Source organism: Rhizocola hellebori (genome assembly GCF_016862955.1).
GTDB lineage: Bacteria > Actinomycetota > Actinomycetes > Mycobacteriales > Micromonosporaceae > Rhizocola > Rhizocola hellebori.
Map to the genome: position 1 here is coordinate 1 of NZ_BONY01000085.1, position 14275 is coordinate 14275.

The window sequence follows — 14275 nt, forward strand, 5'->3', positions numbered from 1 at the left end:
CGAAAGTCATTCTTGGCGACTTATGGCTGTTATAGCGACCATAAGTCGCCAAGAATGCGATTCCTGAACGGCTCGGCAGAGCGGTGCGCAGGGCGCGGCAGCGCGGCAGAAACCGTGTGGCGAAAGGTGCTGCGGCGAGGCTGCGCGGTGGCACGGTGTGGCGAAAGGTGCTGCAGCGAGGCGGCATGGTGGCGAGGCAGGGCGGTGTGGTGAAAGTGCCGTGCGGCGCGCCGGTGTGGTGTGTTAGCCGACTAGGCGGCGGGCTGCTACTACCTCGTCGCCGAAGACGAGGATGCGGATCTGGCCGTCGGGCGCGTTGGCCAGGGTGGCGCGGATTCCGGCGCTGCGTAAGTGCTCCTTGATGAGGAGCGCGTCGGCGTGGGTGCGGGAAACTGCCGCGGTGGCCAGCAGGCCGTAGTCGTCTGCGATGCAGTCGGCCAGGCGGGTTGGTTCTACGCGAGTGGGTTTGAGCGCCCTTACGGGCGCTGGTGGTGGTGCTGCACCACCGCGAAGGCTCCGATGCAGGATTGCGGCCAGCATCGCCATCATGACCAACGCGATCAACGGACCGAGTGCCATGGGCACATCTTGACATTCCGACAGGTCTTCGCGAATGGTTTCACTCTTCTGCCTGACCAAGATACCGACGCTGAGCGCTGGGTTAGGGGTCGTTAAGGTTGGGGGCATGGCGAAGAAGCTTTCGGTTGTCGGTGCCGGACTGATGGGCGCGGGGATAGCACAGGTGGCGGCCCAGGCCGGTTGGCAGGTCACACTGCGCGATCTTGATGAGGCGGCGACGAAGCGGGGTTTGGACGGGATCCGCAGCTCGCTGGAGAAGTTCGCGTCGAAAGGGGCGATCAGCGCCGAAGATGCGGAGGCGGCGGTCGGCCGGATCACGGCGACCACCGAGCTTGAGGCGGCCGCCGAGGCCGACATCGTGATCGAGGCGGTCTACGAGAAGCTGGAGATCAAGCAGGAGGTCTTCCGCGCGCTTGACCGGATCTGCAAGCCCGAAGCCGTGCTCGGGACGAACACGAGCGCCATCCCGATCACCCAGATCGCGTCGGTCACCCAGCGGCCGGAGCAGGTGGTGGGCACGCATTTCTTTTCGCCGGTGCCCATGATGAAGCTCTGTGAACTGGTCAGAGGTCACCGCACGAGCGACGAAACCCTAGCGGCCGCAAAGGAATTCGCCGAAGAGATCGGCAAGACGTGCATCGTGGTGAACCGCGACATCGCCGGTTTCGTCACCACGCGGCTGATCGCGGCGCTGGTGGTGGAGGCGGTCAAGCTGGTCGAGTCGGGTGTGGTGAGCCCGGAAGACCTCGACGTGGCCTGCAAGCTGGGCTTCGGCCACAAGATGGGCCCGCTGGCGACCACGGATCTGACCGGGGTCGACATCCTGATGCACGCGGCTAAGAACATCTACACCGACACCGGCGATCCGAAGTTCTTCCCGCCCGAGCTGCTCCAGCGGATGGTGACCGCCGGAGAGCTCGGACGCAAGTCGGGCAAGGGTTTCTACGAGTACTAGCCATCTCTCTTGGTTGTCCAGCGGAAGAAGACCAGGCACAGCACGAGTCCGATGACGCACCATGCGCTTAGGACGAGTGCTGTCTTGCCCAGCTCCCAGGAGGCCGCGACCTCGTTGGCCGCAAAGGAATCCGGGAGGAAGACCGAGCGCAGGCCCTGGGTGGTCCACTTCAGCGGGAAGATCGCGGCCAGCTGCTGCATCCAGGTGGGCAGCTTGCTGTATTCGAAGAAGACTCCGGAAATGAACTGGAGCACCAGCGCGACCGGGGTGACCACGGCCGGCGCGGAACGCCCGGTGCGGGCGACGGTGGAGAAGGCGATTCCGAGCAGGGTGAACGAAATCAGGCTCAGAATGGTGACCCAGACGAAGGTCCACCACTTCTGGCCGGTGCTGGGCAGGCTGATGCCGTAGAACGTGGTGGCCACGATCAGCAGCAGAACCGTGGCGAGCACCGCCAGCGCGGCCACCGAAACCACCTTGCCGGCGAAGTAGACCCACTTCGGCATGGGCGTGCCCATGTAACGCTTCAGGACACCGCGGTCGCGCTCGATCGGGATGGTGATGGCGAGGTTCTGAAATGCGGTCGCCAGCAAACCCGAGGCGATCATGCCGGTCACGAAGTATTGGGAGAGGGTCACTTCGGGGGTCTGCCCGGGGTTCAGGACGATGTCCTGGAAGATCGAGCCGAAGATCACCATCAGCATGATCGGGAAGAGCAGCGTGAAGACGAGCGATTCCCGGGTCCTGAAGAACTGCTTGAGCTCTATGCCGCCTTGGGCGAGGGCGAGGTCCATCACGCGTCTCCAATCATCTTGAGGTAGACGTCCTCGAGCGTCGGCCGGGTCACCGTGAGGTCGGGGACCTCGCCGTGGAACTCGGCCGCGAGCCGCTGCACGACCTCGGTCGGGCGATCGGTCTCCTCGCTCCCGTCGCGCCAGGAAACCGTTGCGGTGGCGGTGTTTCTGCCACCGAGCAGGGCCGGTGTGGAGACCTCGAGCAGCTTGCCATGGTTGATGACGCCCACCCGGTCGGCCAGCTCCTCGGCCTCTTCGAGGTAGTGCGTCGTCAGCAGGATCGTCGTGCCCGCGCTCGCCAGCTGGCGGATCACTTCCCAGAACTCACGGCGCGCGGCCGGGTCGAAGCCGGTGGTCGGTTCGTCCAAAAACAACAGTTCCGGCTTGTTGACGATGCCCAGGGCCACATCGAGGCGTCGCTTCTGGCCACCGGAGAGGGTATGGGTGCGCGAGCCGGCCTTCTCGGTCAGGCCGACGCGTTCCACGACCTCGGTCGGGTCAGCCGCGTTGCGGTAGAAGCGCGCGAAATGGGTGACCACCTCCGCCACGGTGAGCTCGTCGAACTCGCCGGTGCCCTGCAGCACGATCCCGATGCGCTGCCGCCATTCGGCATCGCCCCGCTCGGGGTCGACACCGAGCACCTGTACCTTGCCTTCGTCACGCTTGCGGAAACCCTCAAGAATCTCCACCGTGGTCGTCTTGCCCGCGCCGTTGGGGCCAAGAAGCGCGAAGACTTCACCACGCTGGACAGTCAAATCCAGCCTGTCCACAGCCTTCATTCCGCCGTAGCTCTTGCGCAATCCGGTGACGCTGATCGCCGATTCGGTCACCTGGGCGAGTATACGGAGACAGGCAGTGAGAAGTTTCACCGGCTGAAGTTACCGATCGTTAACTTATCCTCAGGGTATGCAGCCTCGTCTGAACGAGCGGGACCGCCCGTGGGTCATGCGCACATACGCCGGTCATTCCAGCGCGGCGGCGACAAACGCGCTGTTCCGCCGGAACCTGGCCAAGGGGCAGACCGGGCTGTCGGTGGCTTTCGACCTGCCGACACAGACCGGCTACGACCCCGACCACGAGCTGGCCACGGGCGAGGTGGGGCGGGTCGGGGTCCCGGTTTCGCACGTCGGGGACATGCGGGCGCTTTTCGACGGCATCGACCTCGGCGCGGCCAACACCAGCATGACGATCAACGCGACCGCCATGTGGCTGCTGGCGCTCTACGCGACCGTGGCGCAGGAGCAGGGCGCGGCTTTGGACAAGCTGACCGGAACGACGCAGAACGACATTCTCAAGGAGTACCTCTCCCGCGGCACCTACATCTTCCCGCCCGGCCCATCGCTGCGGCTGACCACGGACGTGATCGCGTGGACGGTGCAGAACTGTCCACAGTGGAACCCGATCAACATCTGCTCGTACCACCTCCAGGAGGCGGGGGCGACGCCGGTGCAGGAGGTGGGTTTCGCGCTGGCCACCGCTATCGCGGTGCTCGACCGGGTGCCGCTGCCACCGGAGCGGATGGGCGAGGTGGTGCAACGGGTGTCCTTCTTCGTCAACTCCGGGGTGCGCTTCGTCGAGGAAATGGCGAAGATGCGTGCCTTCGGCCGGCTCTGGGACGAGATAACCCGGCAGCGTTACGGCGTCACCAACGACAAGCAGCGCAGGCTGCGCTATGGCGTGCAGGTGAACTCGCTGGGGCTGACCGAGGCGCAGCCGGAGAACAACGTGCAGCGCATCGTGCTGGAGATGCTGGGCGTCACCCTTTCGCGTGACGCTCGGGCCCGCGCGGTGCAGCTGCCCGCCTGGAACGAGGCGCTCGGCCTGCCCCGCCCCTGGGACCAGCAGTGGTCGCTTCGGCTCCAGCAGGTTCTTGCCTATGAGAGCGACCTTTTGGAGTACCCGGACCTGTTCGAGGGATCCCATGTGGTGGAGGCGCTCGTGGGCTCCATTGTGGAGGGCGCGCGGGCGGAGCTGGACAGGGTGCTGGAGATGGGCGGCGCGGTGGCGGCGGTCGAGTCCGGTTACCTGAAGAGCGCCCTGGTCGGCTCGCTGGCGGCGCGCAGGCAGCGGCTGGAGTCGGGCGAGGACGTGGTGGTCGGGGTCAACCGCTTCATCGAGACAGAAGCGTCTCCGCTGACCGGTGCCGGGGCCATCGAGATGATCAACCCGGCCGTGGAAAAGCATGCGGCCGAAGCGGTGCGCGAGTGGCGCTCACGACGTGACCCGCAGCGGGTGTCCGAAACGCTTGCGCGCCTTCGCGAGGAGGCCGAAGGCGAAACCAATCTGATGGCGGCCACCCTTGCCTGCGTGCGGGCCGGGGTGACGACCGGGGAATGGGCGGGCACGCTGCGCGAGGTGTTTGGCGAATATCGGGCCCCCACCGGGCTTTCCGCGGGGGTGTCGCCCGGGGGCGATGCCGCACTGGCCAAGGTTCGCGAGCGGGTCAAGGAAACCGCGCACGAGTTGGGCCGCGCGAAGCTGCGATTGCTCGTGGGCAAGCCGGGTTTGGACGGGCATTCCAATGGGGCCGAGCAGATCGCCGTCCGGGCCCGCGACGCGGGCTTCGAGGTGATCTATCAGGGGATCCGGTTGACGCCGGCCCAGATCGTGGCCGCCGCGGTGCAGGAGGACGTGGATCTGGTGGGGCTCTCGGTGCTTTCCGGAGCGCATCTGCTGGCTGTGCCCGCGGTGCTGGACGGGCTTCGCGAGGCAGGGCTGGCCGGCGTGCCGGTGGTGGTCGGCGGCATCATCCCGGAGGAAGACGCGGTCGTGCTTCGGGAAAGCGGGGTGGCGAGAGTGTTCACCCCCAAGGACTTCGGCCTCACCGACATCATGGACCAGTTGGTGTCGGTGGTGCGTGAAGTGAACTCACTAACCTAGGGCGACCCAGATCGCCGCGGTGGCAAGCATTCCGCCGATCACGAGCAGGCCGATGGCGCCCGGGTCGAGCCGGGCGGCGTAGCGGTGGTCAACCCAGCGGCGCGCCACCGGCAGCCCGGCCAGCGGGGCGATCAGCAGCAGGGGCCAGCCGATGAAGGTACCCAGAAAAGCGATAACGCAAGCGGCGGCCGCACCTGTGCCGAACAGCGCCGGTAACACGAAGGGCGGCAAGGGTTCGCCGCCTCTTCGCGCCCGCTCCACGCGGGCCGAGGCGCTGCCCAGCAGGGCGAGCGGGTCCTCGGCGGTGGTCGGTGCGGGCGTGGGGACAGGGCCCAACCGCCTTCCCCGGCGGCCGCGGACCCGCTTGAGGTCCTCCCAGACCCCGGCCGCGGCAAGGTCGGTCTGTGCCACCGTGCGCTGGGCGAGAGTCACCTCACCGGAGGCGACCGCCACCGCGTCTTCGGCGGCGGCGAGGTCGTGCTCGACCGCGGCGGAGGCGTCGGCATAGGACTCCTGCGCGGTTGCGTTCGCCGCCACGTGCCGCCGCGACGCGGCCACCAAATCGGCTACCAGCTCCCGATAGCGCGTCGCCGGAGAGGTCACGGCACCACCTCGTAGGGCATGATGATCTCGGCGTGGCTGTGCACGGCCTTGTCGAAATGCAGGGCGCGCTGTGCTCGCGGGTGCCAGGTGGGGCCGCCCGGTTTCGGGTAGAGCGCCGAAAGCTCGTTGCCGTGCACGTCCAGGGCGACCCAGGCCCCGATCGCATCGAAGCGGGCGCCGATGCCGCCCAGATCGTCGCGCAGCCGCGAAACCGTTCTCCACCAACCCATCAGGTGGGTACGCCGTTCCGGCCCCTTCGCGAGCATGACCCGCAGCAGCTCGTGTCCCCGTCCACTCAGGACAGACGCGGCCGCGTCGATGGCGAAGCCGAAGATGTAATGCGGCTTGTCACACGCCCAATCCTCAAGCAGGGCAAGCACATTTCCACTGTCGTGCCAGCTGGCCCCCGGAACGGAGGTCAGCAGGGACTTGGCGGCCGAGGTCGCGTCGTCGTCGAGGCACAGCACGCTGAACCGCGCGCTGCCGGGCGCATGCTGACGGGCCAGGGTAAGGCCGGCCGAAACCAGGATCGCGCAAGCATCCTCGGCCCGGCTGCCGAGCACCGCGAGGTTGCGGCCAGGGGCCCGGTTGAGGCGCAGCGTGGCCGGGCGTCCCGCGACATCGATGGTCTCGCCGAGCAGGGCCACCGCGCCCGTGCGGGCCAGCACCTCGGCCGCGGGAGGCGGTGGCAGCAAAGGAAACAGGGGAGGCACATCGCCGTCGAAGAGCCGGGGTGGCTCGCTGTCGGCGGGCCGCGCCTGCCACAGCTGATCCTGCAACGCCGTCCAGGTTGGACGGTCACCGGCATCGGGCAGCCGGACCACGGTGTTGGCCGAGACTACGCCGGAATCCGCGTTCACCACGGCATGGCAGCGCGGAATCAGCTCTGCCGCCAGGTTGGTCTCGGCCAGTACCCGCCGCGCCTTGGGCAGCGCGATCCGCAGCGTGAACTGGGCCACCAGCCCGGAGCGCCCCCACAGCGCCTCGATCCCGGCCACGTCCTGGCTGGCCAGCACCAGATGAATGCCCTGGGAACGGCCGCGGCGGGCCAGGTCTTCCAGCAGCGAAACGGCCTCGCTGGTCACCGCGTCCCGCGCCGCGAGCAGCACCTGGAATTCGTCAATCACCGCAACGATCCGTGGCCAGTGTCCGGCCGGATCCTCCTCGCGAAGCTCGGAAAGCTTGGTGGCGCCAAGTTTTTTCGCCGCGCCCGCCCGTCGTTTGAGCTCCTCGCTCAGGTGCCGCAGCAGCGCCAGCCCGAATTCGCGATCGGTGTTCACGTTGATGCCGACCAGTTTGACCTGCGGGAGCCAGCTCGGATCGCGGTTGCTCGGGGCGAACCGCGCGAACGACACCCCCTCCTTGAAGTCGAGCAGGTGCAGCTCCAGCTCGGCCGGGGGATAGCGGGTGGCAAGCGCGGCCAGCCACGCGTACAAGAGGTTGGTCTTGCCCGAACCTGAGGGCCCGCCGATCAGCGCGTGTGGCGGGTCGTCGCCCAGTACCAGCTCCACCAGACGGCCATCGGTGCCCTCGCCCACCGGGGCGCGCAGCGACTCGGCCGACGATTCCGACCACAGCTGGTCGGGCAGGAGCGCGGCGAACGGCACCGGTGGCGGGCCGGCGATGACCTGTTCGGCCAGCGACTTGCAGACCTCGGTGATCAGCGTCGAGCTCGGGCTGGGATCGAGTTTGACGGTCAGCTCGCCGGTGAGGCTGGTCTTCGCGATGCCCCTCGCGCCGATTTCTATCCGCTCCACGAGCGCGTCCGGGGGCAGGTCGATGCCGCGGCTGACCACGTGGACCCCGGCCGAGATCCCGGTGCGCACCACGCGATCCAGCTGCGCCCGCTGGGCGCTGGTGAGTTCGCTCGCGCTGTCGGCGAGCAGGACGGCCAGACGCCACGGCTCAGGCCTGCGGCCTGTCCGCAGCGCCAGCTCGGCCAGGTCGCGATAGGCGCCGGCGAGAACGTTTTCGTTGATGCGGCGGATGTGTTCCACCAGCTCGTCGAGCAGGGGGGTCAGGCCACCCGGGCCCAGGTACGAGACGAGCCCCGCCGGGGCGAGCGGGGCCAGCCCGGCCACGGCCCCGCCGAGCTGTCCCGGGTCGTAGATGCTGACGCGCAACGCCCCAGGCGCGGTCCCGGCCAGGGCGCGCAGGAGCAGCCCGCCCACCACACTGTCCACAGTGGACTCCGGGCCGCTCAGGTGAAGATGGGCCGCATCCAATAGTGGTACCAGAGCGGGGAAAGGCTCATCGGTGTCGACCGTGCCCAGCCGGAGCAGACCGGCGACCTCTGTGCCCGGCCCGGTTTGCGCGGTCCAGGTGGAGAAGTCGGTGCCGGCCGGGCCGGGCGCTGCCGCCTCGGCCAGCTCGCCGAGCGCTGTCAGCAGGGCGCGGGTCTCCCGCTGCCAGCGGGCCTGCGCCTCCTGGCAGGCCTCGTCACGGGTGACCACCAGGGCGGTCCGGCGGGCCGGGCTGGACCGCCGTACCGATTCCAGCTGGGTCGCGGCCGCCTGCCGTGCCGCGAGCGCGGCCGCCAGACCGGCGCGCGCCGCTTGCCTTGCCTCCGCGAGCTCGCGGCGAACCGCGCTGACCAGCCCGCGCGCGGGAGGGTGTTCCGGCGAAGACTTCATCAGGGCGTCGCTGGGCGCAATTCGTCCACTGCCGAACGGCGGCGTGCGGTGTCGGTGATGCGAAGCGCGGCCCGATGCGACCGTGCCCGGTCCGCGGCGCGCTGGGTGGCCTCGCCGGCCGCGGCCCGCTCCTGCTCGACGAGCGCGGACAGGTCTTCCGCGGTGCGGCCGGTGGCGCGCATCAGGCCTGCGACGAGCAGAGTACAGGCGGCCGCGATGTCGGCCGGGTGGCTTGGCTGGTTGCCGTGCCGCTGCGGCTGGGCGTGACAGACCCGCGCGATGATTTCCTCGGCCGGATCCGGGCGCAGGTTCGGCAACAGCTCGCTCAGCAAGGGCAGGGCTGCCCGCCTGACCCGGGCCAGATCCTCCAGCCGCGGCGGGTGGCCCGCGAGGTCGTTGGCCAGATGGCGCAGCAGCGGCGGGGCCACCGCGGCCAGGCCGAGCCCGACCGCCGGGCCGGCGGTGACCAGCTCCCGATGCAGGCGCCGGGTATCGGCTTCGAGCGCCGCAGTCACGCAGCGGCGCAGCAACTCCCCGCTCGAGCCGGCTCCGCCTTTGCGCTCGACCTCGTCGAAGCCGGAAAGCTGGCAGATCCGGGCGCTCCACCAATCGGTGAGCTGGCTGTCGATGCTTTCGGTGCGCTGCACCTGGCTTGGCACGGCCGGCATCCGGCTGTCCGGGTACGACTCCATCTGCACGCCGAGCGCCAGGCAGTAGTCGTCCATGCAGTCCTGCGCGACGCGCAGCGCCGCCGCCGCGTGGTCGAGATGGTTGGCCGCCACCCCCAGCCCGGGCAGCGCCACCGGGGTGGACGACTCGTGCAGCACCCAGGCCAGCAGGCCGCTCGCGGCTCGCATCCGCTCGGCCGCACCGGCTATCTCGGCCACGGGCAGCTGATCGCGGGTGGCGCGCAGCCGATCGGCGAGATCCTCAACAAGACTCATGGCTCTCAGCCCTCACAGCGTCGCGACGTAGGTCTCGGCCTGCTCGACCGCGTGCAGGGTCGCGGTCAGGCACTCCTGCAGTTCCGAGGCGGCTTGCGCGAGTGCGGCCTGAGCCGCCTGAACCGATTCGTGCCCAGATCCCTCGACCGCCGTCGCCAGGCTCAGCTGGGCCTCGCCCAGCTGATCGTTGGCCGAGCGGACGGCGATCTGACCCTCCTGCACGTGGAGCATCGCGGCATCTATGGCCGCCTTCACCTCGGCGACGCTGGCCACGGCACCTCCATAGGGGCAAGCTGAACTACAACCCCAGCGAGTATGCCGTTATGTCCGTTTCCCCAACCGTCGCCACGCCGTAATACTCACCGCAAGGGGGGTAGGGCGATGGTGTTGGTGCGGTCGAGGCGGCGTTGGCGGCGGCGTTTGCGCCAGCGGAAGAAGAGCCAGATCATCACGATCAAACAGACGATGATGAGGATCGGCACGATGATCGCTATTAGCGACAGGCCCGTGCTGGTGGCGTCCTCGGCGGTGGAGACGACCGGAGCGGCTACCCCGACGGTGGCCACGTTCATCACCGGGCGGGCCGTGGCTTTGGCCCCGTGCACGGTCAGGGAGATGATGACGCCTATCGCTATGGGGATCCAAAGCTTCTGGGTGAACAGATCGGCCGGATTTTCCACGGTTATGGTTTCCGACCCTGATCCCGCCGCGAAGGCCATGCCGCCGGCGGTGGGTCTGATGAAGGTCTGGACCACGTCGTTGACCGTGTCCACGGCCGGGATTTTGTCGGCCACGAACTCGATGGCGAGCAGGACGAACAGGATCGAAAGAACCCAGCCGTTGTCCAGCCAGGCCCAGGTGCCGGGAAGGGTGATCAGATCTGTGTATCGCGACAGTAGGCCGATGATGAGCAGGGGTATGTAGGCGTTGAGGCCCGCCGCGGTGGCCAGGCCGGTGCCAGTTAGCGCCTCTAACACATGACCCAGCATCGCACAGATGTATGCACTAAAGTCACGTCAATGCATTACAGCAGACTGGACAAAATAGTGGTCGACGTGGCGCCTGAAGATCATGACCAGGAGCTAGCGTTCTGGCAGGGCGCGCTGGGCCAGAGCATGCAACAATTCGAGCGTTTTCCCGAGTACCACGGCGTGCCGCTGGAAAAGCAGCAGATGGGCTTCCTCGTGCAGCGCCTCGGTGAGGGGCCGAGCCGGGTGCATCTGGACATTCACACCACCGATGTCGAAGCCGAGGTCGCGCGGCTGGAAAAGCTTGGCGCGAAAAGGCTTCGCGAAGTCAACTTCTGGTGCCTGATGGAGGACCCGGCGGGGATGCCGTTCTGTGTCATCGCCGACAAGGACCTCACCGAGGAGAACTCCCAGCGGTGGGAGTGAGCTGGGCTGGTGAGAGTCTGGTTAAAGTATCGCCATGTTCAAGCCGTCCGCCCGCGAGATCGCTCTCGTCAAGGCAGAGGGCGAGCAGCCTGAGATAGTCGATGACGACGACTATGATGTCTATGATGCGCCGGTACCCATCGCCTCGAGATGGAAGGCGTGGCTCGCGCTGGCCGGAGGCATCGTGGCCACCGGGCTCCTGGCCTGGACGGTGACCACCTTCCTGGATCCGCCCGCGCCCAACGCGAACAGGCCGGTGCCGATCGCCACCCTCGGCACCATGTCACCGGTGCCCAGACCGACCCAGCCCAGCCAGACCCCGCCCATGCAGAGCACGGTGCCCACGGTTCCCCGTGCTCTCCTGGTCGATCTGCGCGACCCCGAGACGCTGGGAGGAAGGGCGCGCAGCTCCGAGGAGAAGCCCGAGCCGGACAGCTACCTGAAGACCTTCACCGACGGCAAGCTGGTCTCGGGCGCCTATGGCGAGCCGAGCACCCACAATTTCGTGGTGATGACCGCGGTCACCTCCTCCCTGCTGGTCTACCCGGACACGCAGATCGACCTGCTGCTCAACCATCTGCAAACCGAAGACCCCAACCTGACCGACCTCCAGCCCGTCTACTCCGGCACCCTCGGTGGCCTGGCCAGCTGCGGCTCCTCCAAGTTCGCCGATGTGCCCAAAGCGGTCTGCGCCTGGGTCGGCGAGCAGAGCATGGGCGTGCTGGTCTGGATCGGAGTCCCGCTGGCGCAGGCGAAGGACGAGATGCTGACCCTGCGGGGCGAGATCGAAGTTCCGTTGGTGGGATGATCGCTTCCGGGGGTTCCTGGATGATTGACACACCGACGACGATCAAACGCACCTATTACGCGCTCCTGCTGGGCAACACGCTGGCCGCCTCGCTGATCTGGGGCATCAATACGATCTTCCTGCTGGATGCCGGGCTGTCCAACCTGGAGGCCTTCGCCGCGAACGCGTTCTTCACGGCCGGGATGGTGCTGTTCGAGGTACCCACCGGGATCGTCGCGGACATGTGGGGGAGACGCGCCTCGTTCCTGTTGGGGACGGTTACCCTCGCCGTGTCGACCTTGCTCTACGTGTGGCTGTGGCAGCTCGAGGCGCCGTTCTGGCAATGGGCCGTGGTTTCGGTGTTGCTGGGCCTGGGCTTCACCTTCTTCTCCGGCGCCACCGAGGCGTGGCTGGTGGATGCGTTGCAGGAGACCGGTTACGACGGCTCGCTGGAGGCGGTCTTCGGCCGTGGTCAGGTGATGACCGGGATCGCCATGCTGGCCGGATCGGTCGCCGGGGGATTTCTGGCGCAGGCCACCAACCTCGGCGTCCCCTTCCTGCTGCGGGCCGCCATCCTCCTGGTCATGTTCGGGGTGGCCTTCCTTCTCATGCGCGACATCGGGTTCACCCCGAAGCGCGACGGGCGGGTGGTGAGCGAGGTGAAGCGGATCGCCTCCGAGTCGATCGAGTACGGGTGGCGAATCCCGACCGTCAAATACCTGATGGTGGCCGGGGCGTTCACCGGCGGCGTGGGGATATACGTGTTCTACGCGCTGCAGCCCTATCTGCTTGACCTCTATGGGAATCCGCAGGCTTACGGCATCGCAGGCCTGGCCGCGGCCGTGCTGGCGGGCTCGAACATCGTGGGAGGCCTGTTCGCGGCGCGCGTGCGCAAGATGTTCCGGCTGCGCACCTCCGCGCTGTTGACCGCCGAGGTGGCGGGTGCGGCAGCCATCGTCCTGATGGGACTGCTGCAATACTTCTGGGTTGTTCTCGCGCTGGTCGTGTTGTCGGGGCTGATTCTGTCGGCGGCCACGCCTATCCGGCAGTCCTACCTCAACGGGCTGATCCCGTCGCAGCAGCGGGCCACCATCCTGTCCTTCGATTCCCTGATGTCCTCGACCGGTGGCGTGTTCGCACAACCCGCGCTGGGCCGGATAGCCGACGTTTGGGGCTACCCGGCCTCGTACCTCGTGTCGGGAGGTCTTTCCGCGCTGGCGATTCCGTTCGTGGCCAAGGCCCGCGCGCTGCGAGCCCCGGCGGATGCCGCGGTCGAGGGTTTGGCCGCTTAGATCAGGGGCAGCGTGACCGCGGCCGGAAGCGCGGGCAGGATCGCCCCGACCACCGCGGTCAGCCAGGCCGGTGCGGCCAGGCGGGTGAGGGTGGCTGTCCAGCCGGCCTGCCACGCCATGAGCACCGCGAAGAGGGGAACCACGAGCAGCAGGAAGCCCGGTGCCAGACCGGTCACGGCGGCACCGGTCAGCACCACCACCGCTATCCCGAAACCGGCGGCGGTGCGCCAGAAACGACCGCCGCACAGGCGAATCAGGCCATAGCTGAAGGTGGCGAAGCCGGCCACGGTCAGGGCGAGCAGCCACCAGCGCGGCCAGACCGGGACGGCGTGGGTGATGCCGAGGTGTAGCGGGATGGCGATGGCACTCAGCGCGTACCCAGCAAGGACTAAGAAAGCCACGGCAAGCCGCACCTTACTTCGGGGAGCGACCACCCGCGGCGCTGCTCTGTCGCCGCGCGCCACCAGCAGCAGGGCCAACCCGGCCAGGGCGGTGAAGGCCACGACGTAGTTGGTCACCGCGATCGGCATCCAGCCCATCGGAATCGCCGCGGCAATAGCCGCCGCGAGGACGCAAATCATTGCGGCCCAGAGCAACCCCAGCTTATGCGGAGCCGGCGCGGCGGCCGGCTCGGAAGCGGGGCGCAGCACCAGCTGTGCCAGTGGGGAAAACGCGAGCCCGAAGGCGGCGAGCAGGGCCACTCCGGCCAGGGCGCGATTGGCCGGTGCGGGCGCAGGGCCTTCGGGTGCGCCAAGCCAGGCCAGGATCTCGTCGTGGGTCTGCGCGGCGTAAAGGATCGAGATGTGCTCCACGCCTGGGACTTCGACCAGACGCCGATCGGGCGAAGCTTGCGCCGCGCTATGCGCTGCCTGGAGGAAACCTGGGAACTCGGCGGCGCCCACCAGTAGAAGCAGCCGGGCTGGACGATCGGCGGGAAGCTCGGACGCGCTGGGCAGGGAAATCGCTACCGTGGCAGCGATTTCCGGATGCGTTGCCGCGTAACGGGTTACCGCGCCCGCACCCATCGAGTGCCCGATCAGCGAGATGCGCTGCGGATCCACGTCGGGCAGCGAGCGCAGATGGCTCAAAGCCGTGTCCAAATTCGACATCAGCTGGGCGGGGCGGTTGGTGTTCGCGCCGTGCCCATTGAAGTCGAGCAGCACGACGACGAAACCGCGCCGGGCCAGGCTGTCCCCGAAACCGGCCATCAGCCTTGCCGATCCGGCAAAGCCGTGCGCGACCACCACGGCAGGCCGTAACCCGGCCGGCTGCGCCGTCGCACGCACCGTGCGCAGCGGGACACCGTCGACCGTGCTCTGCTCTGTCCGCAGGCCACTGTCGGCGTTGACCAGACCCCATCCGCCCAATGCGGTAAGACCGGCGGCGAGCACGGCCAGAACCCATCTCACGCTAG

Annotated in this window: 14 protein-coding genes; 5 read left to right on the plus strand and 9 right to left on the minus strand. The window is 67.9% G+C overall.

What is annotated here, in order from left to right; translation table 11 throughout:
- Window positions 1–243: 243 nt before the first annotated feature.
- A complete protein-coding gene (locus Rhe02_RS40640; protein WP_203913842.1) occupies window positions 244–579 on the minus strand; it encodes a hypothetical protein in 336 nt (111 codons plus the stop codon).
- 106 nt (window positions 580–685) lie between these two features.
- Here Rhe02_RS40640 and Rhe02_RS40645 point away from each other — a divergent pair, with 106 nt between their 5' ends.
- Window positions 686–1534, plus strand: a complete 849-nt coding sequence (locus tag Rhe02_RS40645) for a 3-hydroxyacyl-CoA dehydrogenase family protein (RefSeq protein ID WP_203913843.1) — start codon at window positions 686–688, stop codon at window positions 1532–1534.
- Here Rhe02_RS40645 and Rhe02_RS40650 read toward each other — a convergent pair.
- Together Rhe02_RS40650 and Rhe02_RS40655 are read right to left on the minus strand one after the other, a co-directional pair.
- Entirely contained in the window at window positions 1531–2328 is a 798-nt protein-coding gene (locus Rhe02_RS40650) for an ABC transporter permease (protein WP_203913844.1), read from the minus strand. The genes Rhe02_RS40645 and Rhe02_RS40650 overlap by 4 nt on opposite strands.
- Window positions 2328–3107, minus strand: a complete 780-nt coding sequence (locus Rhe02_RS40655; RefSeq protein ID WP_203913875.1) for an ABC transporter ATP-binding protein — start codon at window positions 3105–3107, stop codon at window positions 2328–2330. The genes Rhe02_RS40650 and Rhe02_RS40655 overlap by 1 nt, the downstream gene beginning before the upstream one ends.
- 127 nt (window positions 3108–3234) lie before the next feature.
- Here Rhe02_RS40655 and Rhe02_RS40660 point away from each other — a divergent pair, with 127 nt between their 5' ends.
- Window positions 3235–5208, plus strand: coding sequence for an ethylmalonyl-CoA mutase (locus Rhe02_RS40660; protein WP_203913845.1), 1974 nt, complete (start codon window positions 3235–3237; stop codon window positions 5206–5208).
- Here Rhe02_RS40660 and Rhe02_RS40665 read toward each other — a convergent pair.
- The 5 genes from Rhe02_RS40665 to Rhe02_RS40685 all read right to left on the minus strand — a co-directional run bounded on the left by Rhe02_RS40665 (window position 5200) and on the right by Rhe02_RS40685 (window position 10365).
- Window positions 5200–5811, minus strand: coding sequence for a hypothetical protein (locus Rhe02_RS40665; protein ID WP_203913846.1), 612 nt, complete (start codon window positions 5809–5811; stop codon window positions 5200–5202). The two genes, Rhe02_RS40660 and Rhe02_RS40665, sit on opposite strands and share 9 nt — an antisense overlap.
- Entirely contained in the window at window positions 5808–8444 is a 2637-nt protein-coding gene (locus tag Rhe02_RS40670) for an FtsK/SpoIIIE domain-containing protein (RefSeq protein ID WP_203913847.1), read from the minus strand. Before Rhe02_RS40670 ends, Rhe02_RS40665 begins: the two co-directional genes overlap by 4 nt.
- Complete coding sequence (locus tag Rhe02_RS40675; RefSeq protein WP_203913848.1) at window positions 8444–9388, minus strand: hypothetical protein; 945 nt, start codon at window positions 9386–9388, stop codon at window positions 8444–8446. The genes Rhe02_RS40670 and Rhe02_RS40675 overlap by 1 nt, the downstream gene beginning before the upstream one ends.
- A gap of 12 nt (window positions 9389–9400) precedes the next feature.
- Window positions 9401–9661 (minus strand): hypothetical protein, encoded by a 261-nt coding sequence (locus tag Rhe02_RS40680; RefSeq protein ID WP_203913849.1) that lies wholly within the window; start codon window positions 9659–9661, stop codon window positions 9401–9403.
- Window positions 9662–9747: 86 nt separating this feature from the next.
- Window positions 9748–10365: a DUF4126 domain-containing protein gene (locus Rhe02_RS40685; RefSeq protein WP_203913850.1), complete on the minus strand. Its 618-nt coding sequence runs from the start codon at window positions 10363–10365 to the stop codon at window positions 9748–9750.
- Between the two features lie 42 nt (window positions 10366–10407).
- On the opposite strand from Rhe02_RS40685, the gene Rhe02_RS40690 reads away from it, so the two are divergent.
- From Rhe02_RS40690 to Rhe02_RS40700, 3 genes are read left to right on the plus strand one after another with little or no spacing between them, the layout of a single operon-like run.
- The gene (locus tag Rhe02_RS40690) at window positions 10408–10782 is read left to right on the plus strand and encodes a VOC family protein (protein WP_203913851.1); all 375 of its coding nucleotides are present in this window, start codon (window positions 10408–10410) and stop codon (window positions 10780–10782) included.
- Between the two features lie 34 nt (window positions 10783–10816).
- Complete coding sequence (locus tag Rhe02_RS40695; protein WP_203913852.1) at window positions 10817–11590, plus strand: hypothetical protein; 774 nt, start codon at window positions 10817–10819, stop codon at window positions 11588–11590.
- A gap of 20 nt (window positions 11591–11610) precedes the next feature.
- Entirely contained in the window at window positions 11611–12861 is a 1251-nt protein-coding gene (locus Rhe02_RS40700; RefSeq protein ID WP_203913853.1) for an MFS transporter, read from the plus strand.
- Here the strand turns inward: Rhe02_RS40700 and Rhe02_RS40705 are convergent.
- Window positions 12858–14270, minus strand: coding sequence for an alpha/beta hydrolase (locus tag Rhe02_RS40705; RefSeq protein WP_203913854.1), 1413 nt, complete (start codon window positions 14268–14270; stop codon window positions 12858–12860). The genes Rhe02_RS40700 and Rhe02_RS40705 overlap by 4 nt on opposite strands.
- Window positions 14271–14275: the final 5 nt, after the last annotated feature.